This window comes from Imhoffiella purpurea (assembly GCF_000585215.1).
Taxonomy (GTDB): Bacteria; Pseudomonadota; Gammaproteobacteria; order Chromatiales; family Chromatiaceae; genus Imhoffiella; species Imhoffiella purpurea.
This window is the reverse complement of record NZ_AONC01000037.1, coordinates 46,960-71,964: the sequence shown is the minus strand read 5'-3', so window position 1 is coordinate 71,964 and position 25,005 is coordinate 46,960. Positions and strand designations below refer to the sequence as shown.

General features: G+C 65.2%; 24 protein-coding genes. 20 read left to right on the top strand and 4 right to left on the bottom strand.

The window, feature by feature from the left end; genetic code table 11:
• Positions 1–346 precede the first annotated feature (346 nt).
• Complete coding sequence (locus tag D779_RS12485; RefSeq protein WP_043754512.1) at positions 347–862, bottom strand: OmpH family outer membrane protein; 516 nt, start codon at positions 860–862, stop codon at positions 347–349.
• Positions 863–1,139: 277 nt separating this feature from the next.
• Between D779_RS12485 and D779_RS12480 the strand changes: the two genes are divergently transcribed.
• The 4 genes from D779_RS12480 to D779_RS12465 are packed head-to-tail and all read left to right on the top strand — an operon-like array spanning position 1,140 to position 4,064.
• Positions 1,140–1,679 carry a DUF2058 domain-containing protein gene (locus D779_RS12480; RefSeq protein WP_043754510.1) on the top strand — a complete coding sequence of 180 codons (540 nt, stop codon included), beginning with the start codon at positions 1,140–1,142 and terminating at the stop codon, positions 1,677–1,679.
• 57 nt (positions 1,680–1,736) lie between these two features.
• On the top strand, positions 1,737–2,483 hold the full coding sequence (locus D779_RS12475; RefSeq protein ID WP_043754509.1) for an NYN domain-containing protein: 747 nt from the start codon (positions 1,737–1,739) through the stop codon (positions 2,481–2,483).
• 22 nt (positions 2,484–2,505) lie between these two features.
• Positions 2,506–3,291, top strand: coding sequence for a TatD family hydrolase (locus D779_RS12470; protein ID WP_043754506.1), 786 nt, complete (start codon positions 2,506–2,508; stop codon positions 3,289–3,291).
• Positions 3,288–4,064 carry a tRNA threonylcarbamoyladenosine dehydratase gene (locus D779_RS12465; RefSeq protein WP_232424175.1) on the top strand — a complete coding sequence of 259 codons (777 nt, stop codon included), beginning with the start codon at positions 3,288–3,290 and terminating at the stop codon, positions 4,062–4,064. Before D779_RS12470 ends, D779_RS12465 begins: the two co-directional genes overlap by 4 nt.
• Here the strand turns inward: D779_RS12465 and D779_RS12460 are convergent.
• Both D779_RS12460 and D779_RS12455 read right to left on the bottom strand, forming a co-directional pair.
• A complete protein-coding gene (locus D779_RS12460) occupies positions 4,057–5,484 on the bottom strand; it encodes a cryptochrome/photolyase family protein (protein WP_043754504.1) in 1,428 nt (475 codons plus the stop codon). The genes D779_RS12465 and D779_RS12460 overlap by 8 nt on opposite strands.
• Positions 5,485–5,670: 186 nt before the next feature.
• Complete coding sequence (locus tag D779_RS12455; RefSeq protein WP_043754503.1) at positions 5,671–6,603, bottom strand: histone deacetylase family protein; 933 nt, start codon at positions 6,601–6,603, stop codon at positions 5,671–5,673.
• A 147-nt stretch (positions 6,604–6,750) separates the two neighbouring features.
• Here D779_RS12455 and D779_RS12450 point away from each other — a divergent pair, with 147 nt between their 5' ends.
• The gene (locus tag D779_RS12450) at positions 6,751–9,429 is read left to right on the top strand and encodes a bifunctional acetate--CoA ligase family protein/GNAT family N-acetyltransferase (protein ID WP_043754501.1); all 2,679 of its coding nucleotides are present in this window, start codon (positions 6,751–6,753) and stop codon (positions 9,427–9,429) included.
• Positions 9,430–9,495: 66 nt separating this feature from the next.
• Here D779_RS12450 and nadB read toward each other — a convergent pair whose 3' ends face one another.
• A complete protein-coding gene (nadB, locus tag D779_RS12445; RefSeq protein ID WP_043754498.1) occupies positions 9,496–11,124 on the bottom strand; it encodes an L-aspartate oxidase in 1,629 nt (542 codons plus the stop codon).
• Between the two features lie 244 nt (positions 11,125–11,368).
• Here nadB and rpoE point away from each other — a divergent pair, with 244 nt between their 5' ends.
• The 15 genes from rpoE to D779_RS12370 all read left to right on the top strand — a co-directional run bounded on the left by rpoE (position 11,369) and on the right by D779_RS12370 (position 24,974).
• On the top strand, positions 11,369–11,947 hold the full coding sequence (rpoE, locus tag D779_RS12440) for an RNA polymerase sigma factor RpoE (protein ID WP_043754568.1): 579 nt from the start codon (positions 11,369–11,371) through the stop codon (positions 11,945–11,947).
• Positions 11,944–12,624 (top strand): sigma-E factor negative regulatory protein, encoded by a 681-nt coding sequence (locus D779_RS21145; RefSeq protein ID WP_157726394.1) that lies wholly within the window; start codon positions 11,944–11,946, stop codon positions 12,622–12,624. The genes rpoE and D779_RS21145 overlap by 4 nt, the downstream gene beginning before the upstream one ends.
• A 136-nt stretch (positions 12,625–12,760) precedes the next feature.
• Positions 12,761–13,621, top strand: coding sequence for a MucB/RseB C-terminal domain-containing protein (locus D779_RS12430; protein WP_232424174.1), 861 nt, complete (start codon positions 12,761–12,763; stop codon positions 13,619–13,621).
• A 9-nt stretch (positions 13,622–13,630) separates the two neighbouring features.
• Positions 13,631–14,125, top strand: a complete 495-nt coding sequence (locus D779_RS12425) for a SoxR reducing system RseC family protein (RefSeq protein ID WP_043754493.1) — start codon at positions 13,631–13,633, stop codon at positions 14,123–14,125.
• Between the two features lie 10 nt (positions 14,126–14,135).
• The gene (locus D779_RS12420; RefSeq protein WP_043754492.1) at positions 14,136–15,560 is read left to right on the top strand and encodes a DegQ family serine endoprotease; all 1,425 of its coding nucleotides are present in this window, start codon (positions 14,136–14,138) and stop codon (positions 15,558–15,560) included.
• A 355-nt stretch (positions 15,561–15,915) separates the two neighbouring features.
• Positions 15,916–17,718 carry a translation elongation factor 4 gene (gene lepA, locus D779_RS12415; RefSeq protein ID WP_043754491.1) on the top strand — a complete coding sequence of 601 codons (1,803 nt, stop codon included), beginning with the start codon at positions 15,916–15,918 and terminating at the stop codon, positions 17,716–17,718.
• A gap of 107 nt (positions 17,719–17,825) precedes the next feature.
• Positions 17,826–18,677 (top strand): signal peptidase I, encoded by an 852-nt coding sequence (gene lepB / locus D779_RS12410; protein ID WP_043754490.1) that lies wholly within the window; start codon positions 17,826–17,828, stop codon positions 18,675–18,677.
• A 36-nt stretch (positions 18,678–18,713) separates the two neighbouring features.
• Positions 18,714–19,133, top strand: coding sequence for a DUF4845 domain-containing protein (locus tag D779_RS12405; RefSeq protein ID WP_043754563.1), 420 nt, complete (start codon positions 18,714–18,716; stop codon positions 19,131–19,133).
• Positions 19,130–19,807, top strand: coding sequence for a ribonuclease III (gene rnc / locus D779_RS12400; protein WP_043754488.1), 678 nt, complete (start codon positions 19,130–19,132; stop codon positions 19,805–19,807). Before D779_RS12405 ends, rnc begins: the two co-directional genes overlap by 4 nt.
• Positions 19,800–20,717: a GTPase Era gene (gene era / locus D779_RS12395; protein ID WP_043754486.1), complete on the top strand. Its 918-nt coding sequence runs from the start codon at positions 19,800–19,802 to the stop codon at positions 20,715–20,717. Before rnc ends, era begins: the two co-directional genes overlap by 8 nt.
• A gap of 33 nt (positions 20,718–20,750) precedes the next feature.
• Complete coding sequence (gene recO, locus D779_RS12390) at positions 20,751–21,488, top strand: DNA repair protein RecO (RefSeq protein WP_052348095.1); 738 nt, start codon at positions 20,751–20,753, stop codon at positions 21,486–21,488.
• 58 nt (positions 21,489–21,546) lie between these two features.
• Entirely contained in the window at positions 21,547–22,308 is a 762-nt protein-coding gene (pdxJ, locus tag D779_RS12385; protein ID WP_052348094.1) for a pyridoxine 5'-phosphate synthase, read from the top strand.
• 89 nt (positions 22,309–22,397) lie between these two features.
• The gene (locus tag D779_RS12380; RefSeq protein ID WP_043754484.1) at positions 22,398–23,630 is read left to right on the top strand and encodes a glucose-1-phosphate adenylyltransferase family protein; all 1,233 of its coding nucleotides are present in this window, start codon (positions 22,398–22,400) and stop codon (positions 23,628–23,630) included.
• A 45-nt stretch (positions 23,631–23,675) separates the two neighbouring features.
• On the top strand, positions 23,676–24,368 hold the full coding sequence (locus D779_RS12375) for an endonuclease III domain-containing protein (RefSeq protein WP_043754482.1): 693 nt from the start codon (positions 23,676–23,678) through the stop codon (positions 24,366–24,368).
• A gap of 21 nt (positions 24,369–24,389) precedes the next feature.
• Positions 24,390–24,974 (top strand): class I SAM-dependent methyltransferase, encoded by a 585-nt coding sequence (locus tag D779_RS12370; RefSeq protein WP_043754480.1) that lies wholly within the window; start codon positions 24,390–24,392, stop codon positions 24,972–24,974.
• Positions 24,975–25,005 lie beyond the last annotated feature (31 nt).

Here is a 25,005-nt window from a genome sequence, read left to right as displayed (position 1 = left end):
CAACTGGACCCGGGCGGCCCGATGTCGCGCTGCCTTGCGATCCGCCCGCACGGGAGGGGTGCGTGTCGGACCATCTGGCAGGACAGTGGGACGGTCTCTCTCGCACGGACCCCTGGTCTGGTTCGGCGTCTCGCATCAAAGGCTCCGGGATGCCCGATCGACATGCAAATGGGGTGAAACATGCGCGTGCCGCGCGGCCCCGATACGTCTTCAGGGGCCATCCGGCGAGCCCGCAGAGCGCCTCGAAGCGCATCGAGTATACCCCCATCGAGTAGGGGCGGAAACAGTCCGGTCACAAAGGTCCCCGAGCGTTTCCGAAGGCCGCGACCGGACCCCGTTCATCGGGTTATTTGGTCGTCGAGTCGAGCTGTTCGATGACCGCCTGGGTGATGTCGAAATCGGCGTCGACGAACAGGAGTCCGCTCATGCCGCGCTCGACGACCATGCCGAGCTTCTTCTTCTTCGCGACCGCGTCGACCGCCTTGCGGGCCGGGGCCACGATCTCGCGTCCCTTCTCCTGCTGCGCCTTCATCAGCTCCTGCTGGACCGGCATCGCCTTCTTCTGATAGGCGGCGATACGGTCCTGGATCTCCTTCTCCTTCTTCTTCAGCTGGTCGTTGCTCATCAGCGGCTTGTCGCGGTCGAGTTCCTGCTGGAGCTGGTTGATCTCGCGCTCCTCGATGGCCAGCTCCTTGGCCTGGGATTCGAACTCCTTGCGCAGCTGTTCCTGCAGCCGCTGGCCGAGCTTGCTGTCTTCCAGCACCTTCTGCATGTCGACATAGGCAATGCTGGCGCCGCTCCCCGCATGGGCCGGCAGCACGAGCGAGAGCGACAGGGCGGCGAATAGAAAGAGTCGGGTCATGAAGGTTACTCCGTGTATCTCGGGCATGGTCGTTGGGTCGGGACGTCAAGGTGAGACGGCGGACGTTGCGATCGTGTCGTACCGCCGCGCGCGGATTGTACTCATCCAGGTCGCTCGGGGACAAAGGCGTCCGCTCGGGACGGCGAGCTTGCGTCCTGGGCGTGGCTGTCGGATCCTCTCGCCCAGAGAATTCTGCAGCCATTCATTCATCATCGGGGTCGCTGCGCTCACAGGCTCCGGCCAGATCGTACGACTCGAATCAACGGGGAACCACATCGTGGGGAATTCACTTCAAGATCAGCTGCTGAAGGCCGGCCTGGTCGACGAGCAGAAGCTCAAGCAGGCGCGGTCCTCGAAGCGCAAACAGGTCAAGCAGACCGGCAAGAAGGGTCCTCGGCCCGATGCCGAGGCGCGTCAGGCGGCTCAGCGCGCGCGCGCCGAAAAGGCCGAGCGCGATCGCGAGCTGAACCGTCAGCGCCAGGAGGAGGCGGCCAAGCGCGCCGCGGAGAACGAGATCCGCCAGCTCATCCACACGCACCGGGTGGTGCGCGACGGCGGCGATCTCGCCTTCAACTTCAGCGACGGCTCCACCCTCAAGCGCATCTACGTCAACAAGGATCAGCACGTCAAGCTGGTCTCGGGCCGTCTGGCCGTGGTGCGTCAGGACGCCTTCTACGAGGTGGTTCCGGCCGAGGTCGCCGAGCGGGTGCGCGCGCGCGACGCCAGTCTGGTGCTGGTGCTCAACCAGCCGACGCAGGAACCGGATCCGAACGATCCCTACGCCGAATTCCAGGTCCCCGACGATCTCATGTGGTAGCGAGTCATCCTCGTGCGCCATGCGGATTGCATCATAGACCCAAGGAGGTCGCCGCACATGTCCGACCCAGCCAATCTCAAGCTCGCGGTCCTGATCGATGCCGACAACGCTCAGGCCAGCATCGTCGAGGGGCTGCTGGCCGAGATCGCCAAATACGGAACCGCCCACGTCAAGCGCATCTACGGTGACTGGACCCTGCCGAACCTGGGCAGCTGGAAGGAAACACTGCTGCAGCATTCGATCCAGCCGATGCAGCAGTTCCGCTATACCAAGGGCAAGAATGCGACCGACGGGGCCATGATGATCGACGCCATGGACCTGCTCTATTCGCGCAATTTCGACGGCTTCTGCATCGTCTCCAGCGACAGCGACTTCACCCGTCTGGCTCAGCGCCTGCGCGAATCCGGGATGACGGTCTATGGGTTCGGCGAGCAGAAGACGCCCGAGCCCTTCGTCGCCGCCTGCGACAAGTTCGTCTATACCGAGGTGCTGCGCGAGGATGCCGCGAGTGATGCCACGACCCGCAAGAGCTCCAAGGAGCTCAAGTGCGACGCCAAGCTGGTTGCCCTGCTGCGCGGCGCGGTGGACAGCGCCGCCGACGATACCGGCTGGGCCGCGCTGGGCATGGTGGGCTCGGCCATCGCCAAGCGCAGTCCCGAGTTCGACTCGCGCAACTATGGCTATGCCAAGCTCAGCGGTCTGCTGAAGGCGACCCAGCTCTTCGACCTGGAGGAGCGCGCGGCGACGCGCGGGGCGCACAAGGCGATCTTCGTGCGCGATCCGCGCAGCGCCGCCGGGGCCTGATGGGGCGGCCGGGCATCGAGCCATGCCGGAATTGATCGATACCCACTGCCATCTGGACGTCGCCGCCTTCGACCCGGATCGCGATGCGGTCCGGCGCCGATGCGGCGCGCTGGGTCTCGATGCCATTCTGGTGCCGGCGATCCAGGCCGCCGGCTGGCCGGGACTGCTCGACTGCTGCGCTCGGTGGGAGGAGGGCACGCCCAGACTCCATCCCGCGCTCGGTCTGCATCCGGTCTATCTGGAGTCGCACGGCGATGCCGACATCGCCGCGCTGGAGCGGGCGGTCGCGGACCGTTCCCCGGCCGCTATCGGCGAGATCGGTCTGGACTTCTTCGTCGAGGGGCTGGATCCGGACCGGCAGCTGGCACTCTTCGAAGCCCAGCTGGGGATTGCCCGCGATGCCGGTCTGCCGGTCGTTCTGCACGTGCGCAAGGCGCACGACCGGGTGCTGGCAGCCTTGCAGCGGATCCCGGTCGTGGGCGGGATCGCCCATGCCTTCAGCGGCAGTCTGCAGCAGGGGCGACAGTATCTGGATCTGGGCTTCGCGCTCGGATTCGGCGGCATGCTCACCTTCGAGCGATCCAGCAAGCTCCGTCGGCTGGCGCGTCAGCTGCCTTTGGAGGGGATGGTGCTGGAGACGGATGCGCCGGATCTGACGGTCGCCTCGCACCGCGGCGAGCGCAACAGCCCCGAGTATCTGCCAGAGGTTCTGGAGTCCCTGGCCGCGCTCCGCGAACTCGGAACGGACGAGGTCGCGCGCGTCACCACGGCCAATGCCAGACGTGTCCTGAGGTTGAATCGCTCATGATGGATGAAGAAACGAACGCCGATTTCGGCGATCCGTCCGAGGGTCTCTCGGACCGCACCCGCATCCTGGTCGGCGATCGGGGCATCGAGCGTCTGCGGGCGAGCCATGTCCTGGTCGCCGGGATCGGCGGGGTCGGTTCATTCGTCGCCGAGGCATTGGCGCGGGCCGGGGTGGGCTCGCTGACCCTGGTCGATCACGACCGGGTGGCGCCGTCCAATCTCAATCGCCAGCTGGTCGCGCTCCGATCCACGCTCGGCCGCCTCAAGACCGACGTCATGGCCGAGCGCATCGCCGATATCAACCCGGATTGCCGACTGACCGCCGTGCCCGAGTTTCTCGAAGAGGATGGGATGGAGACCTTTCTGAGCGGGGGGTTCGACCTGGTCGTCGATGCCATCGACAGTCTCTCCAGCAAGGTGGCCCTGATCGAGACCTCGGTACGGCTCGATGTGCCCATTCTCAGCAGCATGGGTGCCGGGGGGCGCATGGATCCGACCCGGCTGCGGGTGGGCGATCTGATGGAGACCCAGGTCTGTCCATTGGCGCGGGCGGTGCGCAGCCAGCTGCGCCGGCGCGGGGTGGGGCGGGGCGTGACCGTGGTCTGGTCCGACGAGACGCCGGTTCCGCCGCGTCCGCCCGAGGAGACGGGACGGGGTCGTCCGCGCGCGGTCAATGGCACCTTGAGCTACATGCCGTCGCTCTTCGGGCTGACCCTGGCCGGTCTCGCCGTTCGTCGGCTGGTCGACGGGGTCGGGCGGCAGGCCATCATTTGATCGTCTCCCAGGCGGCGAGTGCCTCCTTGCGCGACGCCGCCAGATCCACCAATGGGTAGGGGTAGTTCGAGCCGAGCGTCACCCCGGCGGCCGTCAGAATCGCCTTGGGCGCGGTCCAGGGCTGGTGCAGATATTTGAGCGGGAGACCCGCCAGCTCGGGGCACCAGCGTTTGACGTAGGCGCCGTCCGGGTCGAAGCGCTGACCCTGGAGGACCGGGTTGAAGACCCGGAAATAGGGCGCCGCATCGGCGCCGCAGCCGGCCGTCCATTGCCAGCCGAGGGTGTTGGCGGCCAGGTCCGCGTCGACCAGGGTGTCCCAGAACCAGCGTGCGCCCTCCTGCCAGGGCAGCAGCAGGTTCTTGGTGAGGAAGGAGGCGACCAGCATCCGCACCCGGTTGTGCATCCAGCCCGTATGCCACAGCTCGCGCATGCCCGCGTCGACCATGGGGATGCCGGTTCGTCCCTGTTGCCAGGCTCGAAGGCGGTTCTGGGTGTCGTCCTGTTTCCAGGGGAAATCGGCGAAGCGGATATCCAGAGGCTCGGTCGGCGTTCGCGGAAAGTGATAGAGCAGATGGTGCGCGAACTCGCGCCAGCCGAGCTCGCGCACGAGCGGCTCGGCCGGATCCGTCGTCGGGTCCGCGCCGCTCGCGCGGATCATGGCCAGCAAGCGTCGCGGGCCGATCTCGCCGAAATGCAGGTGCGGCGAGAGCCGGGTCGTGCCCATGAGGTCCGGACGGTCGCGGTCCGCGCCGTAGCGGTCCAGACGATCGTCCAAGAAGCGTGCGGCCGACGCCAGTGCGGATGGCTCGCCCGGGTCCCATGTCTCCCGGAGACCGGCGTCCCAGGGGATGTCGGGTTTCAGCCCGAGATCCTCGATCTCGAGGCTGTGGGGGCCTGGGCTTGCCCAATGAAAGGTTCGCGGCCTGTCCGTCGGCTGGGTATCCGCCAGCCGTCCGACCGCGTTGCGCCAGAAGGCGCCGAAGACCCTGTAGGGGTTGCCGTCGGCGGTCCGGATCTCCCAAGGCTCCGACAGGAGCGCGCCGTTGTGGCTCGCGCAGCGGATGCCGTCTGCCCGCAGCGTCTGCTTGACGAGGCTGTCCCGCTCGCGGCTAGCCGGATCGTAGAGGCGGTTCCAGTGGACCTGGCCCGCGCCGGTCGCGGCGATGACGCGCCGCAGTTCCGCGAGGCTGTCGCCGCGTGCGATGAAGAGTCGCGAGCCGAGATCGCGCAGCGATCGGTCGAGCGATTTCAGGCTGAGATGCAGCCACCAGTCGCTGGCTCCACCTGGCTGCCAGGTGGCCTCTTCGTGGGGGGCGTGGATGTAGAGCGGCAGAACGCGGCTTCCATTGGCCACGGCTGCGCTCAATGCCGGGTTGTCGTCCAAACGCAGGTCGCGTCTGAGCCAGAGGATCGAGATCATGATGTCCTGGTCTCGTGTCGGTCTCGAAGGCGCCGATCCGATCAGGATCGTTGCAACCCGATGGTGCCGAGTCTATTCTAATGCTGCGTTGCAGCATGCGAGGTCCGTCTCTGCGCGGCGGTCCTGTGAGCCGGTGTCGGCCAAGAGGGCGCTTCCACCGGGCGAGTCTTTGCGGGTCCGGTCGTGTCAGGCGTGCCCGATCAGTTCGTCGATATGGGTGCTGACGCAGCGGCCGAGCGCGGACAGCGTATATCCACCTTCCAGGCAGGAGACGACCCGCTCATTGCAATGTTTCACGGCCAGCTTGTGGATCTCTCGGGTGATCCATCCGAAGTCCGCCTCGCGCAGGTTGAAGTGAGCCATGTCGTCCTCGATGTGTCCGTCGAATCCGGCCGAGATCATGATCAATTGGGGTTCGAAGGCATCGATCCGGGGCAGCCAGGCGGTCTCGACGCTCTCCTTGAAGGCGGCTCCATCCGTGAGGCGCGGCAGAGGCAGATTGACCACGTTCGGTGCCTTGCTGTCGGCGCCGGTTCCCGGATAGAAGGGATGCTGAAAGCTGGAGCAGAAGAGGATGCGCTCGTCCCCGCCGAAGATCTCCTCGGTTCCGTCGCCGTGATGCACGTCGAAGTCGACGATGGCGATCCGTTCCAGGCCATGGTGCTCCATGGCGTAGGCCGCGCCGACGGCGACGTTGTTGAAGATGCAGAATCCGCCGGCCTTGGCGCGTCCGGCATGATGTCCCGGCGGACGCACGTTGCAGAAGGCGGCGTGATGCCTGTCTCCCATCACCAGATCGACCCCCAGGATGGCGGCGCCCGCGGAATGCAGGGCGGCCTCCAGGGAGTAGCTGTTCATGGCCGTGTCGCCGTCGATCCAGGTCAGCACGTCCGCGGCCTTGGGCGAGGCGTCGAAGATGCTCTGGATGTAGTCGCGATCATGGACGAGGCTCAAGTGCTCGACGCTCGCCGCCGGGGCGTCATAATGGGTCACCAGCATCTCCATGCCGGAGGCGATCAAGCGGTCCTGAATCGCATGGAGCCGTTCCGGGCATTCGGGATGATGGGCGCCCATGCGGTGCTCCATGCACTGCTGGTGCGAGATAAAGGCGAGATTCATGGCTGCTCCTCGGGACGCGGCACTGGATGCGTGGCCCGATGTCCCGGTCGGCTGTTGGTGATCTAGTCTTCTTTGGATTGGATTTCGTTGCCGTTCTGCGGCGGCATCGTGACAGATTAACCCCTTTATGCCTCAGAGGGCAGACCCATGCGCTTGACTGATATTGACCAGCTCTTTACGCCCAGTGCCGTGGCCGTCTTCGGCGCGAGTGAGAACGAGGGTTCGATCGGTGGCATGGTCTTCCGCAACCTCTTCGCGGGCGGCTTCAAGGGGGCCTGCTATGCCATCAACCCCAAGTACGATCAGGTGGACGGCCGGCCCTGCTATCCGTCCCTGAGCGCCCTGGACAAGCAGGTCGACTTGGCGGTGATTGCGACCCCCGCGAAATCGGTCCCCGGGATCCTTGATCAGTGCGGAAGCTACGGGGTCAAGGCGGCGGTCGTGCATTCGGCCGGATTCGGCGAGCACGGCGAGCGCGGCATCGCCATCCAGGAGAAGATGGTCGAGGCCGCGCGGCGCAACCGGATCCGCGTGCTCGGGCCGAACTGTCTCGGGGTGATGCGCCCGCAGCATGGGCTCAACGCCAGCGTCGGCAAGGATCTGCCGCGTCGGGGCAACGTGGCCCTGGTGTCGCAGTCGGGTGCCATCTGCACCGCCATCATCGACTGGTCCGAGCCGCGCCGGGTGGGCTTCTCCGCCATCGTCTCGCTGGGTGCGGCGGCCGATCTGGATTTCGGCGACGTCCTCGACTATCTCGCCCTGGATACCCAGACCCAGTGCATCCTGCTCTATGTCGAGGGCGTCCGCAACGCGCGTCACTTCATGAGCGGTCTGCGCGCGGCGGCGCGTCTCAAGCCGGTGATCGTGGTCAAGGCGGGGCGCCAGCCGGCCGGAACCCGGGCCATCAAGTCGCACACCGGAGGGTTCGTGGGATCGGCCGACGTCTTCCGCGCCGTGACCGACCGCGCCGGCGTGGTGCAGGTGACCAATCTCGATCAGCTGTTCGCCGCGGCCCAGGTGTTCGGCACCCGGCGCCGGCTGGGCGGCGACCGCATCGCCATCATCACCAACGGTGGAGGGCCCGGCGTCCTGGCGGCGGACCGGGCGGTCGAGCTCGGACTGACCTTGGCCCAGTTCGGCGACGAGACGCGCCAGAAGCTGGAGAAGGCGCTCCCGGACTACTGGTCGCACGGCAATCCGATCGACATCATCGGCGACGCGCCGCCCGAGCGGTATCGTCTCGCGCTCGACGCCTGCATCGCCGACTCCGAGGTGGACGGCGTGCTCTGCATCCTGGCGCCCCTGGTGTTCGTCGATCCGGTCGCGGCGGCACGCGAGGTGGTGGAGGCCGCCAAGGGGAGCCGCAAGCCGGTACTGGCCTGCTGGATGGGCAGCAATCAGGTCGCCGAGGCCCAGGCGCTCCTGTCGGAGAACAACGTCCCCAATTTCGACAACCCCGAGGCTGCGGCCGAGGCATTTTCCTTCCTCGCCGCCCACGAGCGCAACCAGAAGCTGCTGATGCAGTCTCCCGCGCCCTTGTCCTACGAGGATCCGCCGGATGTGGAGGGCGCGCGTCTCATCATCGAGGGGGTCATGGCCGAGGGCCGCAAGGTGCTAGGGACGGTGGAGGCGCGGGCGATCCTCTCGGCCTTCCGCATCCCGACCATGCAGGCGATCCTGACCCGCACGCCCAACGAGGCACTGATGGCGGCCGAGGCGCTCGGCTTCCCGGTGGTGATGAAGATCAATTCGCCGGATCTGGAGCACAAGTCGGACGTCGACGGGGTCAAGCTCAACATCGACGACGCCCAATCGGTGCGGCGTACCTTCAGCGAAATTCTCGAGCGGGCCAAGCGTCTGCGTCCGGACGCGCGCATGGAGGGCATCACCGTCGAGCACATGGTGTCGACGCGCGCCGCGCGTGAGCTCATGATCGGCGTCTTCCGCGACAAGATCTTCGGCCCGGTCATCAGCTTCGGTTCTGGCGGCACCAAGGTCGAGGTGCTGCAGGACCTGGCGCTGGGTCTGCCCCCGCTGAACGCCTTCATCATCCAGACCATGATCGACCACACCCGCATCGCGCGGCTCATGGGCGCCTTCCAGCACATGCCGCCGATGAACCGGGTCGCCCTGGCGAGGATCCTGCAGCGCGTGTCCGAGATGGTCTGCGAGCTGCCCGAGATCATCGCCATGGACATCAACCCCCTGATCGGCAACGACAAGGAGGTCATCGCGGTCGATGCCAGCATCAAGGTCGAGTACCGCCCGCCGCAGCAGCCGACCTATGGCCACATGGCCATCCATCCCTACCCGAGCCATCTCATCGAGCGGGTGCAGCTGCCCGATGGCAAGGATCTGGTGATCCGTCCCATCCGTCCCGAGGACGCCGAGATGGAGCAGCTGTTCGTGCGCAGTCTCTCGGAGCAGACCAAGTATTTTCGCTTCATGCAGGCGATCAAGGAACTGACGCCCGAGATGCTGGTGCGCTTCACCCAGATCGACTACGACCGCGAGATGGCCCTCATCGGCGTGGTCGAGCACGAAGGGGCCGATGTCGAGGTGGGGGTCGCGCGCTATATGTCGCGTCCCGGCGGCGAGGCCTGTGAATTCGCCATCGTGGTGTCGGATACCTGGAAGAACCTGGGGATCGGCGCGCGCCTGATGCGCTCGCTGATGCAGAATGCGCGTCTGCGCGGATTCCGTCTCATGGAGGGCGAGGTGCTGACCGCCAACACGCGCATGCTGGCGCTGGTCAAGTCGCTCGGGTTCCGGATCGAGAGCGATCCTCAGGACATGGCCGTCAAGCTGGTAACCAAGGTGCTCTGACTCTCTCGGGATCCGAGTCGGGCAGGCTGGGTTCGGCCTGCCTGGCCCGGGGATCCGGGCTGGGCGCTATTCGCTTTCTCGCGGCTGGTAGCTGTCCGGGATCAGGATGGTCGGGCCGCGCTGCGTCCTGTCCTTGAGGGGGAAATCCAGCGTATAGTGCAGCCCTCGGCTTTCGCGTCGGCGCAGGGCCGACTGGATGATGAGGTTGGAGACCTCCTGCAGGTTGCGCAGCTCGATGAGGTCGTTTCCGACCCTGAAGTTGCTGTAATATTCGATGATCTCCTGTGCCAGCAGATCGGTGCGGCGCTTGGCTCGCCGCAGACGCTTGTTGGTGCGCACGATGCCGACGTAGTCCCACATGAAGCGGCGCAGTTCGTCCCAGTTGTGGGTCACCACCACCTCTTCGTCGGGCTCGGTCACCCGGCTCTCGTCCCAGTGCGGTACCTCGGATGGAGCCTCGTGGCCTGACATCAGTTGCTCGATATCCTGTGCGGCCGATTCCGAGTAGACCAGACACTCCAGTAACGAGTTGCTGGCCATGCGGTTGGCGCCATGGAGTCCCGTGTAGGCGGTTTCGCCGCTGGCGTAGAGTCCGGCCAGATCGGTGCGGGCCCGGTGGTCCACCATGACGCCGCCGCAGGTATAGTGTGCGGCTGGAACGATGGGGATGGGATCGCGGGTGATGTCGATGCCGAACTCCAGGCAGCGTGCGTGGATGGTGGGGAAGTGCTCGACGACGAAATCGGCGGGACGGTGCGAGATGTCGAGGTAGAGACATTCCGAACCGAGACGCTTCATCTCGTGGTCGATGGCCCGGGCCACGATATCGCGGGGGGCCAGCTCGGCACGGGGATCGAAGCGCGGCATGAAGCGCTCGCCGTCGGGAAGCAGGAGTTTCGCCCCCTCTCCGCGAAGCGCCTCGGAGATCAGGAAGTTGCGAGCCTCGGGATGATAGAGGCAGGTCGGGTGGAACTGCATGAATTCCATGTTCGCCACCCGGCAGCCGGCCCGCCAGGCCATGGCGATGCCGTCGCCGGTGGAGACGTCGGGGTTGCTGGTGTAGAGATAGACCTTGTTGGCCCCGCCCGTGGCCAGTACCACGAAGCGCGTGAGGAAGGTCTCGACCTGACCGGTTCCGCGATCGAGAATATAGGCCCCCAGGCAACGATGCTGGTCGTGGCCCTGGATATGTCTGGAAGTGATGAGATCGACCGCGATATGTTGTTCGTAGAGTGTGACATTGGCCTTGGATCGGACGCAGTCCTCGAGGGTGGTCGCCACCGCCTGTCCGGTGGCATCCGCCGCGTGCACCACGCGGCGGTGGCTGTGTCCTCCCTCGCGGGTGAGATGATAGCCGCCAGCGGAGACGTATTCCGCGTCCCGGGTGAACTCGACCCCTTGGTCGAGCAGCCAGCGGATGTTGTCCGGTCCGCGCTCGACGACGCGTCGAACCACCTCGGGGTCGCAGAGTCCGGCTCCCGCCTTGAGCGTATCCTGCACGTGAGACTCGATGGAGTCCCTTTCGTCCAGAACGGCGGAGATGCCGCCTTGGGCGTAGCGGGTGCTGCCTTCGGTCAGCTCGCGCTTGGACACGACGGCGACCGAGATGTCATCGCGCAGTCTCAGCGCGAGACTCAGCCCCGCGGCACCGCTGCCGAGGATGAGAACGTCATGGCGATAGTAGTTTGGAGACATGGATTCACTCGTCTGGAGGACGGACGCTCGGCTGGTCCGGGGGGCGGCGATGCGACGACGATCCTGGCGTCGATGGCTCATTACCGTCTGGCCGTCCGAGCGCGCCCGAATTGCGACCTGGATCAATGGATCGTGCCTTATTCGACCCGAGCTGGCCGCTTGCGTATACGGCTCAGAACTTCCCTTTCGGTGGATTGTCCATGCCAACGGAACCCATGGCTAGATGCCAGACGGGGTGCGCCGCATGAGTGAGCGCCAAACCGACCAAGAACTGGTGGGGCGCGCCCAGGCGGGAGACAAGCGCGCCTTCGATCTGCTGGTGCTCAAATATCAGCAGAAGGTGTCCAACCTGATTTCGCGTTACATCCGGGATCCGAGCGAGGTCATGGACGTGAGCCAGGATGCCTTTCTCAAGGCCTATCGCGCCTTGCCTGGCTTTCGTGGCGAGAGCGCCTTCTACACCTGGCTCTATCGGATCGCCGTCAACACGGTCAAGAACCATCTGGTGGCGCTCGGCCGTCGGCCCCCGGGCGACGATGTCGAGGCCGAGGTGGCCGAGCAGATGGATGGTGGCGGGCGGCTGCGCGAGTCCGCGACGCCGGAACGGAATCTGCTAAGCGACGAGATCGCCCGCACCATCCAGGGCGCGCTCGACGATCTTCCGGACGATCTGCGCACGGCGATCATGCTGCGCGAATTCGAGGGTATGAGTTACGACGAGATCGCGACGGCGATGGAATGCCCGATCGGCACCGTCAGATCGAGGATCTTTCGTGCCAGGGAGGCGATCGACAAGCGTCTGCGGCCACTGCTCGAGGCATGAGCGAGGTTGCGGTCGACGACCCGCAAGGCGATGAGGACGGAGGACGTCGCCATGGCGATATGGCTGATTCGAGTCTTGGATCTCGATATCACATCCCTGTAGATATCCAGCTCAGGCGTGAAACGATGACCGACGAGCACAAACAACGACTTTCGGAACTTCAGGACGGCGAGCTCGATTCCGCGAGCGTCACGCGATTGCTCGATACCGTCGCGTACGACGATCAGTTGCGCGCGTCTTGGGAGCGATACCATCTGATCGGGCAGGCGATTCGTGGCGAGCCCATAGGCGTCGACACTCGAAGGATCGCCGATCGAGTGCGCTGCACATTGCAGGCGGAGCCCGCCATCCTGGCTCACCGTCGTCGGCGCTCGCCCCTGCGTCAGCGCGTTCAGCGCATGGCCGGCATGGCGCTGGCCGCCTCGGTAGCGTTCGCGGTCTTCCTCATGGGGCCCGTGTTCTATCAGGACGCCTTGCAGGATACGCCGCCCGCCGGCGCCTCCTCGCGGTTCGCCGAGCGGGATGCCTCCGCCAACCAGCGCTGGCACCAGGAGCGCGTCGACGTCGCCAACAAGCTCGACCTCTTCCTGGTCACGCATCAAGCGGCGGCGCCGATGACCGGGGCCAAGGGCATGCTTCCATATGCGACGCTGGTCGGTTATGAAGTTCCGCGCTAGGCGGTGCGTGCCGGGGCGTCGCCAGGCGGCCCGATGGCTGGGTATCGGACTCTGTGGCCTAGGCTTGCTGAGCCTGGCGCTGGCCGGGGATGGGCGTCCGGGGATGGGCTCCCACCATGAAACGAACGCTGTGGATGTGAGCGGTTTGCTCGAGAAGATGGCTCAGGCCGTGCGCTTGCTGAGTTACGAGGGCACCCTGGTCTATCTTCATGAAAACCGTCTCGATGCCTTGAGTCTGGTGCATCGTGTCGAGAAGGGCGAGATCCAGGAGCGCCTCATCTCGCTCAGCGGGCCGATTCAGGCGACCGCGCGACAGCATGATCGCGTCATGTGCGTCATGCCCAATGGCCATCCGATCTCGGTCGAGCCCGAGCAGGGGGCGGGCTTCCTGAATGCCGGAGGGATCGATCCCTCGGCCTTGGGGGCGCATTATCGGATCGAGGAGTTGGGGTCCGCGCGGGTCGCCGGCCGGGATACCGACGTGATCGGGATCATTCCGCGCGACGGTCTGCGTTACGGCTATCAGTTCCATATCGATCGCGAGACGGCGTTGCCGCTGAAATCGGACCTCATCGATGCCGATCGCGAGCCGCTCGAGCAGCTCATGTTCACCTCGCTCGATCTGAAGCCCTCGGATGGCGTGCCGCCGCGCGAGGAATCTACCCCGATGCGCAGCGCGCCGGAGGCGACCTCGTCCGGAGGCTGGCGGTTCCAGGATCCGCCGGAGGGGTTCGCCTTGGTGATGGGGCACTCCCTGAAGCAGCGGGACGGCTCGGAGCTCGAGCACTACCTCTTCACCGATCGCCTGTCCTCCTATTCCATCTACATCGAGCAGGGCGATCAGGAAGGGCTGGAAGGCGAGGCCAGCATCGGTGCCGTTCACGCCGTCGGTCGCCGGATCCAGGGGCATCAGGTGACGGTCGTCGGCGAGGTGCCTCTGGTGACCGTTCGCCAGGCCATCGCCGGGGTGCAGCGGATGAGCGGATCGCATGACTGAGGTGGGACCATGATCGAGCAGGAAGGCACCGTGATCGCCGTGATCGGGCGGTATGCGCGGGTTCGTACCGAGCGCCGCGGCGCCTGCGGTCGATGCTCGGTCAGCAATGCCTGCGGTACCTCGTTGCTCGAGCGCTTCTTCGGGCGGCGCCCAGGCGAGCTCACGCTGCTGAATCTGCCCGATGCCGACGTCGGGGATCGGGTCCTGGTCGGGATCAGCGAACAGGGGCTGTTGCGCGCGGCGGTCCTGGCCTATCTCGTCCCCGTGCTCGCGCTGATCGGCGGTGCGATGCTGGGGGAGACCTGGGGCGGCGAATACCCGGGTGTCGCCAGTCTCGTCGGCGGTGCGCTGGGCCTGACACTGGCATTGCTCTGGCTGCGTGGCTACAGTGTCTTATCGGTGCGTCATCCAGAGCGCCAGTCGTTGGTCCTGAAACGGCTTGAACCTCTTTCGATCGCTATCGCGCCACCCGTGAATCCTCGCGATGCGCGCGATCCAATCTAACGGAGCATCCATGCGACCTTCACCCGCCCTTTCCCTCGCCTTCACTGCATTGTTGTGCTGTGCGCTCGCCCCTGGGATGGCCGTCAGTCGCGAGCTTCCGGACTTCACGGCGCTCGTGGCCGAGAATGGGCCGGCCGTCGTCAATATCAGCACCAAACAGACGCTGAGCGCCGCTCCCAGCATGCGCGGCTTCTCGCTGCCGGAGCTTCCCGACGACAGTCCGCTGCAGGATTTCTTCCGCCATTTCTTCGGCGAGGATGGCGAGCTTCCGGACGACAGCATCCAGTCCCGCTCACTGGGCTCGGGCTTCATCGTCTCGTCCGATGGCTACGTGCTGACCAATTCGCATGTCGTCGAAAGCGCCGACGAGATCATCGTGCGCACCAGCGATCGGCGCGAATTCGTCGCCAAGCTGATCGGAACCGACAAGCGCAGCGATATCGCCCTGCTCAAGGTGGATGGCGACGGTCTGCCCACCGCGCGGATCGGTTCGTCCAAGGATCTTCTGGTCGGCGAATGGGTGCTGGCCATCGGTTCGCCGTTCGGCTTCGAGTCGTCGGCGACGGCCGGTATCGTCAGCGCCAAGGGGCGGAGTCTGCCGAGCGAGAACTATGTGCCCTTCATCCAGACCGATGTCGCCATCAATCCAGGCAACTCCGGCGGGCCGTTGTTCAACCTCGATGGCGAGGTGATCGGGGTCAACAGCCAGATCTACAGCCGTACCGGCGGTTTCATGGGGCTGTCCTTCGCCATCCCCATCGACGTGGCGATGGACGTGTTCAATCAGCTCAAGACCAAGGGGCGGGTGAGTCGGGGCTGGCTCGGCGTCCTGATTCAGGACGTGACGCGCGAGCTGGCCGAGTCCTTCGGCATGCCTCAGCCGCGCGGGGCGCTGGTCGCCCAGGTGCTGCCGGGCAGTCCCGCCGAGGCGGCCGGTCTGCAGGCGGGCGACGTGATCCTGAGCTACAACGGTCGCGACGTGGTGACCTCCAGCACCTTGCCGCCCCTGGTCGGCGAGACTCCGGTCGATGCCGAGGCCAGTCTGCGGGTGCTTCGACGTGGCGAGAAGGTCGATCTGAGGGTGAAGATCGAGGAGCTGCCCGACGACGAGCAGGTCTCCTCTTCCGCGCCGGGTGCCCCGGAAGAGCCTTCCAACCGACTTGGGCTGGTGGTGCGCGACCTGACCTCCGAGCAGCGTCAGCAGATGGGGATCGCGATGGGCGGTATCCTGGTCGAGGCCGTGGATCCTGGTCCGGCCGACGACGCGGGCCTGACGCCTGGTGACGTCATCCTCATGCTCGACAACCAGCTGGTCGAGAATGTCGCCGGCTTCAAGCGGATCCTGGACGCGATCGAGCCCGGCAGGTCCGTGGCGGTGCTGGTGCAGCGCGGCGAGGGGCGCATGTTCTACGCGATCAAGGTTCCGAAGAGCTGACGGGTCCCGAAGAGCCGATGGACTGGCAATGCTGACGGATGCTGCGTACCGGCGGTTCCGCGAGTCGCCGGCCCAGCATGTTCGATCGAGCCGAATTTATTCAGGTCTGCTATCATTGCGCGCTCTTCGGCGCGCAATTCCTTTCGTGATACACCGCTTTGGGATCGGTCCACGGTTCCGAATGGTCCTTTGGGGAGGCATCGACCGCAGTAGTGCCGGACGTCGTCCATCGGCTCGACGACAGGCCTTTCGAGCCGCCCGGTCCAGCTCGGTCAATGACTTCCGCCTGGCCTTTCCCGGTCGCGACAGCCTTGAGCGTATCGCTTTCATTTGCCCCTGGGCCCCCTGAACATCGATGACCGACCTCAGTCATATCCGCAATTTTTCGATCATTGCCCACATCGATCACGGGAAGTCGACGATCGCCGATCGCTTCATCCAGATCAGCGGTGCGCTCACGGACCGAGAGATGTCCAGCCAGGTGCTGGATTCGATGGATCTCGAGCGCGAGCGCGGCATCACCATCAAGGCCCAGAGCGTGACGCTCGACTATCGGGCGCGCGACGGAGAGATCTATCAGCTGAACTTCATCGACACCCCGGGACATGTCGACTTCTCCTACGAGGTGTCGCGCTCGCTGGCGGCCTGCGAGGGCGCGCTGCTGGTGGTCGACGCCGCTCAGGGGGTCGAGGCCCAGAGCGTGGCCAACTGTTATACGGCGATCGATCAGGGCTTGGAGGTGCTTCCGGTCCTCAACAAGATCGATCTGCCCTCCGCCGAGCCCGAGCGCGTCATCAAGGAGATCGAGGAGATCATCGGTCTCGAGGCCGAGGCCGCTTTGCGCGTCAGCGCCAAGACCGGGGAGGGGATCCCCGACCTGCTGGAGATGCTGGTCGAGAAGGTGCCCGCACCCAAGGGCGACGTGGACGCGCCGCTCCAGGCCCTGATCATCGATTCCTGGTTCGATCCCTACGTCGGTGTGGTCTCCCTGGTGCGCGTGGTCAACGGCACCATCCGCCGACGCGACAAGATCCTCATCATGTCGACCGGGCGCACTTTTCAGGCCGACAACGTGGGCGTCTTCACGCCCAAGAAGACCGAGCGCGAACGTCTCTCGGCGGGCGAGGTCGGCTATCTCATCGCCGGGATCAAGGAGATCGACGGCGCGCCCGTCGGCGACACCATCACGCTCGCCGACCGCCCCGCACCCAAGCTGCCCGGGTTCAAGGAGGTACGGCCACGCGTCTTCGCCGGTCTCTATACCGTGGTCTCGGACGACTACGAGGATCTGCGCGAGGCATTGGGCAAGCTGCGTCTGAACGACGCGGCCCTGAATTACGAGCCCGAGGTGTCCCAGGCGCTCGGATTCGGCTTCCGCTGCGGCTTCCTCGGCATGCTGCACATGGAGATCATCCAGGAGCGCCTGGAGCGCGAGTACGACCTGGATCTCATCACCACCGCACCGACCGTGGTCTACGAGGTGCTGCGGACCGACGAGGAGGTGGTCCGGATCGACAACCCATCGGATCTGCCCGAATCGGGCAAGATTCGCGAGGTTCGCGAGCCGATCATCGAGGCGCACATCCTGGTGCCCCAGGACTATCTGGGCGCGGTCATCACCCTCTGTATCGAGAAGCGTGGCATCCAGAAGCAGATCCACTATGTCGGTGGCCAGGTCCAGGTGACCTACGAGCTGCCGATGAGCGAGGTCGTGCTCGATTTCTTCGACAGGCTCAAGTCCTGCAGCCGCGGCTTCGCCTCCTTCGAGTACGAGTTCAAGCGCTTCCAGCCCTCCGATCTGGTCAAGCTGGATATCCTGATCAATGGCGACAAGGTGGATTCGCTCTCCTGCATCGTCCATCGCTCCGTGTCTCAGACGCGCGGACGCGAGATCACCGAACGCATGAAGGATCTGATCCCGCGCCAGATGTTCGAGGTCGCGATCCAGGCCGCGATCGGCTCCAAGATCATCGCCCGCACCACGGTGAAGGCGCTGCGCAAGAACGTGACCGCCAAGTGCTACGGCGGCGACGTGACCCGCAAGCGCAAGCTGCTGGAGAAGCAGAAGGAAGGCAAGCGCCGCATGAAGCAGGTCGGCAAGGTCGACATCCCGCAGGAGGCCTTCCTTGCCGTGCTGCAGACGGGCAAAGATAATTGATCGGATGCGCGAGAATGCCGGGCGCCTCCATGACCCGGGCGGGACACGCGATACAAAAGTCCTTCATTTGACCCTTTAGGGATAAAAACCGAGTTGCAGAGTCCAAGATGACCTTTGATTTTCCGGCTTTCCTGGTGTTGGCGTCCTTTTTGACCGGCGGAATCTGGCTGGTGGATGCCCTCGTTTTCGCACCGCGTCGCCGTCGGGCGGCCGAGGCGCTCGGATCCGATGGGGAGGCTGCCGGAACGGCTGTCTCGTCCTACAAGGAGCCGGTTCTGGTCGAATACGCGCGCTCCTTCTTCCCCGTGATCTTCGCGGTGCTGATACTGCGCTCCTTCCTGGTCGAGCCCTTCCGCATCCCGTCCAACTCGATGATGCCGACACTGCTCACGGGCGATTTCATCCTGGTCAACAAATTCTCGTACGGGCTGCGACTGCCCGTGCTCAACGTAAAATTCCTCGACCTCGGCGAGCCGCATCGCGGCGACGTGGTGGTCTTCAAGTTTCCTCTGGATCCCAGGGTCGATTACATCAAGCGTGTCGTCGGGCTGCCTGGAGACAGCGTCTACTATCGCAACAAGCAGGTGATCGTGAACGGTCAGCCGATGGCGCAGATGCCGGTCGGCGACTATGAAGGCGAGGGGTCGGGACGCGAGATGACCGGTGCCCGCCAGTCGTTGGAGAGTCTGGATGGCGTCGATCACAGCATCCTGACCCGGTCTGCCGCGCCCGATCTCCCGTTCGGCTGTCAGGTCCTCGCGCAGGGGCCCGTCGTCGTGCCGCCCGGACACTTTTTCGTCATGGGCGACAACCGCGACAACAGCAATGATAGCCGCTGCTGGGGCTTCGTGCCGGAGGAGAATCTCGTCGGCAAGGCATTCGGTATCTGGATGCACTGGGACGGGCGGCGCGACGGTTTTCCCATCGTCTGGTCTCGCCTCGGCAGCGGGATCGAATAATTGCAGTGGGATCGAATCAATTCGGAGCATATCCAGATGTCGAACTCATCGATCGGTGTTTTTCGTCACTCCCCGTCCCCTCGGTTCCTGTCGCGACAGGCTGGTCTGGGGCTGATCGGCTTCGTCGTCCTCATCGGGGTGATCGCCTTCTTCGTGACCATCCTCTTGAAGGTCGGGCCGACCTATCAGCATTTCTGGACCGCGCGCACGATTCTGCATGAGGTAGCGAGTCCCGACCAGCGAATCGAGGGCGGGGCGCACGGCATCATGAGCTCGATCGATAAACGTCTGGACATCAATATGCTGTCCAATCCGACACGCAAGGATTTCAGTATCAGGAAGCTCGACGGAAATACCTATGGTGTGACCCTCGAATACGAAGAACGCGTGCATCTCTTCTTCAACGTCGATGCCGTGACCAGTTTCAAAGATCAGGTGGAAGTCCAGGCCCAGTGAGCGCAGATCCACGTCGCCTTGCTCAGCTGCTTGGGCATCTTTTCGATCGGGGCGGTCTTCTCGAACAGGCGCTGACTCATCGCAGTGCCGGCCCCGTCAACAACGAACGGCTCGAGTTCCTGGGCGATGCCCTGATCGGGTTCGTGATCGCGGAGGCCTTGTGTCTGCGCTTCCCTCAGGCCGATGAGGGTACCCTGAGCCGGCTGAGGGCCTCGCTGGTCAAGCGCGACTCGCTCGCCAGGCTCGCCCGCGGCCTGAAGCTCGGGGACTATCTGCGTCTGGGCGCGGGCGAGCTGCGGACCGGCGGCCATGCGCGCGATTCGATCCTGGCCGATGCGCTGGAGGCCGTGTTCGGTGCCGTCTATATCGATGCGGGTTTCGAGAAGGCCCGGACCGTGGTCCTGAATCTGTTCGCCAACCGGCTCGAACAGACCGATGCCGCTCATGCCGGCAAGGATCCCAAGACACGGCTCCAGGAATGGCTGCAGTCGCGCAAGCGTCCGCTCCCGGAGTATCTGGTGCTCTCGATCGGTGGCGATCAGCACGACCAGACCTTCACCGTGAGCTGCCTGCTCAACGACGTCGATGTCAGTACCCGGGGCGAGGGGACCAGTCGGCGCCGGGCGGAACAGGCCGCCGCGCAGGCCATGCTGGAGAGGATCGAACATGTCTGACGCCGATTCGGATTCCGCCATCGGACGATGCGGCTATGTCGCCATCGTCGGGCGGCCCAACGTGGGTAAATCGACCCTTCTGAACCGTATCCTGGGTCAGAAGCTGGCCATCACCTCGCACAAGGCGCAGACCACGCGCCACTCCATCCTGGGGATCAAGACGCGTGCGGACGGTCAGATCCTGTTCGTCGACACGCCCGGCATCCATCAGCGCGGCGGCAGCGCCCTCAATCGCTATCTGAACCGATCGGCGCGGGCCTCGCTCGCCGACACCGATCTCGCGCTCCTGGTGGTCGAGGCCTTGCGCTGGACCGACGAGGACCGCGAGGCGCTCGAGGCGGTCGTGCAGGCCGGGGTGCCCGTCATTGCCGTCGTCAACAAGGTGGACCGTGTCGCCGACAAGACGTCGCTGCTGCCCTATCTGCAGACCCTGTCGGAGCGTCACGCCTTTGCGAGCCTGATTCCGGTTTCGGCCAGCCGTGGCGATCAGGTCGAGGCGCTCGAGCAGGCGGTGATCGCGGCGCTCCCGGAGGGGGCGCCCGTCTTCCCCGAGGATCAGGTCACGGACCGCTCGGAGCGCTTCTTCGCCGCCGAGCTGGTGCGCGAGCAGCTCATGCAGCGTTATGGCGAAGAGCTGCCCTACCGGACCACGGTCGAAATCGAGCGTTTCGAGGAGCAGGACGGACGCTACCGCATCGACGCCCTCATTTGGGTCGAGCGGCCGAGTCAGAAGGGGATCATCATCGGCAAGCAGGGCGAGGCGCTGAAGGCGGTGGCCAGCCAGGCGCGCCAGGAGATGCAGAAGCTCTTCGACTGCCCCGTCCATCTCGAGGTCTGGGTCAAGGTCAAGAAGAGCTGGTCGAGCGACGAGGCCGCCATCGCGAGCCTCGGCTACAGCGACGAGCGCTGATCCTCCCGAGATCCGCGTGCGCCTCCGGACGCCATGAGCATCTGGCAACCGTCGCGGCATGGGGCCGAGCTCAGTCCGGGGTTCGTGCTGCATCGGCGCGATTACTCCAACACGAGCCTGCTGGTCGAGCTGTTCGTCGAAGGTCGCGGACGACTTCCCGCGATCGCCAAGGGCGCGCGGCGTCCCCGCAATCCCGCGAGCGCATTGCTGCAGCCCTTTCAACCGCTGTGGCTGGGTGTGAGCGGCCGTGGCGAGGTGCGAACGCTGACCCGGGTCGAGGGCGAGGGTCCGCCATTGGGGCTCTCGGGCGAGGTTCTCTTCGGCGGCTTCTACCTCAACGAATTGCTGATGCGGCTGCTCGGTCGGGACGACCCTCACGACAGGCTTTTCGGGATTTACCGGGATACGCTCGTCAGACTGGCCGAAGGCTTCGACCTGGAGAGCGGATTGCGCCGCTTCGAGCTCGATCTGCTCGGCGAGCTCGGCTATGGCTTGACGTTGGACCGCGAGATCGGCGGTCACCCGGTGAGCGCGGATTCCTGGTATCTGGTAGAGCAGGACGAGGGCGTGCGCCGGGTCGACTTCGTTCCCGAGGTTCCGCTGGTCTCGGGCGGGACCCTACTCGCATTGGCCTCCGGCGATTCGCTCGTAGATGGGCAGCGGCGCGAGTCGCGCACTTTGCTGCGCCGTATTCTGGCGCATCATCTCGGCGAGCGTCCGCTCAGGAGCCGCGAGCTCTATCGCCAATTGCATGGCTCCAGGAGCGGCTGAGCCGTTGCCGGTCGCGAATGCCATTGCCCGATCAACCCATCAGGAGGACTCAGAACTCATGCCGTCCGATTCCATCTCCCATGCCGCAGAATCGAGCGAGGTGCTGCTCGGCGTCAATATCGACCATGTGGCGACCTTGCGTCAGGCGCGCGGAACGCGCTATCCCGAGCCCATTCAGGCGGCTCTGGTGGCCGAGCAGGCCGGCGCGGACGGCATTACGCTCCATCTGCGCGAGGACCGCAGGCATATCCAGGACCGGGACGTCGAGATGCTGCGCGGGATCCTGCAGACCCGCATGAATCTCGAGATGGCGGCCACGGCCGAGATGGGCGCGATCGCCTGCCGTCTGCGTCCGTCTGACTGCTGTCTGGTCCCCGAGCGGCGCCAGGAACTGACGACCGAGGGCGGTCTGGACGTGGCCGGAAACCGGTCCTATCTGGCCGAGTTCTGCGGCCGGCTCGCCGAGGCGGGCGTGAGGGTCTCGCTCTTCATCGATGCCGATCCGGCCCAGATCGAGGCGGCGCGCGCCGTGGGTGCGCCCGTGATCGAGATCCATACCGGGCGCTATGCCGACGCCGAAACCCCGGCGGGGCGTGCGAGCGAGCTGGAGCGGATCCGCCGGGCCGTCGATCTGGGGCTGTCCCTGGGGCTGCAGGTCAATGCCGGTCACGGTCTCGACTATCACAACGTCAAGGCGATCGCCGCCATTTCCGGGGTGCGCGAGCTCAATATCGGCCATTCCATCATCGCCAGGGCCGTTTTCTCCGGGCTCGACCGGGCCGTGCGCGACATGAAGCGCATCATCAACGGCCATGCGTGACGCGCGCTCGGGGCGCTGGTCTTCCGGTGCGTCCGACCGCTAGACTCTCTCGACCCGCTCAATTTTCCGCCTTCATTCTGCGAGCCGCCATGTCCGAAGATACCCTGATCCTCGTTCTCGCCATCGATCGCGGCGCCGGACCCGAGCCGCTGACCCGGCACCGCACCAAGGCGGCGGTGCCCTTCGGCGGCAAGTATCGGGTCATCGACTTCACCCTGGCCAACTGTCTGCATTCCGGTCTGCGTCAGGTTCTGGTGCTGACCCAGTACAAGAGCCACTCGCTGCACAAGCATCTGCGCGACGGCTGGTCGATCTTCAATCCGGAACTGGGCGAGTTCATCACCCCGGTTCCGCCCCAGATGCGCCAGACCCAGGAATGGTATGCGGGTCCCTTCGACGCCATTCGTCAGAATCGCTATCTGATCGAGCGCAACCGGGCGCGTCGCGTGCTGGTGGTGGACGGAGGATCCGTGTATCGGATGGATTATGCCGAGCTGGTGCGGGCGCACGACGAGACGGGCGCGCGGGTGACCATGGCGGTCCGCGCCGTGCGTGGTCTGGGATCCTCGACTCAGGTGGGCGTGACGCTGGACGAGCGGGATCGGGTCGCAGGCATCCTGCCGCCGAGAGAGGAGAAGCGGGAGCGAGATGTCGAGTCGGCCGCCGAGGATGAGGAGCATTTCGAGGCGATGGGCGTCTATCTCTTCGACAAGGCGTTCCTGATGGCCGAGCTCGACCGCATCGAATGCGGCTCGATTCCGGACCGGGATCTGGCGCTCGACATCGTCGCGCCCCTGGCCGCCGAGCAGTCGGTCTTCGGCTATCGCTTCGGCCAGGCTCGGGGCCGGGTCACTCCCGACGGCTACTGGTGCGATCTGAGCACGCTCGATGCCTATTACCAGGCGAACATGCAGCTGCTGCGCGCCGAGCCGCCGCTCGATCTCTATCAGGCCGATTGGAACATCCTCACCTATCAGGGGCAGTATCCCCCAGCGCGAACGGTCCCCGGGGCCGTTACCGGCAACGAGGGCGTCTTCGTCAATTCGATGCTGGCGGCCGGGACCGTGATCAGCGGGGGCGGGGTGAATCACTCCATCCTCTACCCGCGCGTGCAGGTCGGGGACGGCGCGATCGTCGAGGCGTCCATTCTCTTCGACGGGGTGCGGGTGGGCGAGGGCGCCCATCTGAATCGCTGCATCGTCGAGAAGGATGTCGTCATCCCTCCGCGCGAGCAGATCGGTTTCGACGCGAGATTGGACCGCGAACGCTTCACATTGTCCGAGGACGGCATCGTGGTGGTCTCGCGCGGGGCCTGGGAATAGGGCGGCGAGGTCGGGATCTTGGCCGAAGGGCAGCGAGCGGGACGCATGAAGGACGCCCCTCTGGGGCTCGATCCGGCCCTGGTGCTGGGTGTCCATGATGCGCTGATCGCGGATTATGGTTCGCAGGACTGGTGGCCGGCCGAGACGCCGTTCGAGGTGATGGTCGGTGCGATCCTCACCCAGAACACCGCCTGGACCAATGTCGAGCGTGCCTTGGGGCGTCTGGCCGAACGCATCGATCTGAACGCCGAGTCGATCCTGGCCCTGGATCCGGACGATTTGGCCGATGCGCTGCGTCCGGCCGGCTATTTCAACCTCAAGGCGCGCCGGCTGCGGGACTTCTGCGACTTCTATCTCCGCTCGGGCGGCATGGAGGTGCTGAGCCGGTTGGGCGCGGAGGATCTCCGCGCGCGTCTCCTGGCGGTCAAAGGCATCGGGCCCGAGACCGCCGACGACATGCTGCTCTACGCCTTCGAGCGCCCGGTCTTCGTGGTCGACGCCTATACCAGGCGTCTCTTCGCCCGGCTGGGACGGCTCTCCGGCAACGAGGGGTACGAGCCGATCCGCGCCGCCTTCGAGAGGGCGCTCGGTCCTGACGTGCCGCTGCTCAAGGAGTACCATGCGCTCGTCGTGCGGCATGCCAAGGATGCCTGCCGGAGCCGTCGTCCACTCTGTTCGGCCTGTGCGCTGCGCCCGGATTGTCCAGCTGGCGCGGATACGTCTCCATCGGCGCGATAGGATAGAGTGCGAGGATGATCCATGCCCCGAGTCGACAATGATGCCTTCTACCGCAGTTCGCTGATCGCCCATGGCGAGACCGCCGAGGGTGTGCATTGGAATTCGGTCGAGACCCAGGAGGTCCGCTTCCGGGCCCTGCGCTCGTTCCTGCCGGAGGACATCTCCGGCCTGACGCTGGTGGATGCCGGCTGCGGATTCGGCGATCTCTACTGCTATCTGCGGCGTCAGGGCGAGCGGCCCAAGGCATACCTGGGGCTCGACGTCATGGCACCCATGGTCGAGACCGCCCGTGCGCGCACCGGCTGCGAGATTCGGGTCTGCGATATCCTCGGGGAGGAGTTGCCGCGGGCCGACTACTATCTCTGCAGCGGCGCCATGAACACGCTCACTCGCGATGAGACCCGGGTCTTCATCCGCAAGTGCTTCGAGGCGAGCGGGCGGGGTTTCCTGTTCAATCTGCTCAAGGGATGGAACACCTCGACCATCTACAATCTCTTTCTGCCGCGCGAGATCCGGCGTCTGGGGCGCGATATGGAGGCCGAGACGGAGATCCTCGAAGGTTATCTGTCGGGCGATTTCTCGGTGGCCTTGCGCAAGCCCCAGTGATGCATTCGCCGATGGCGCTATCGACCGCCCA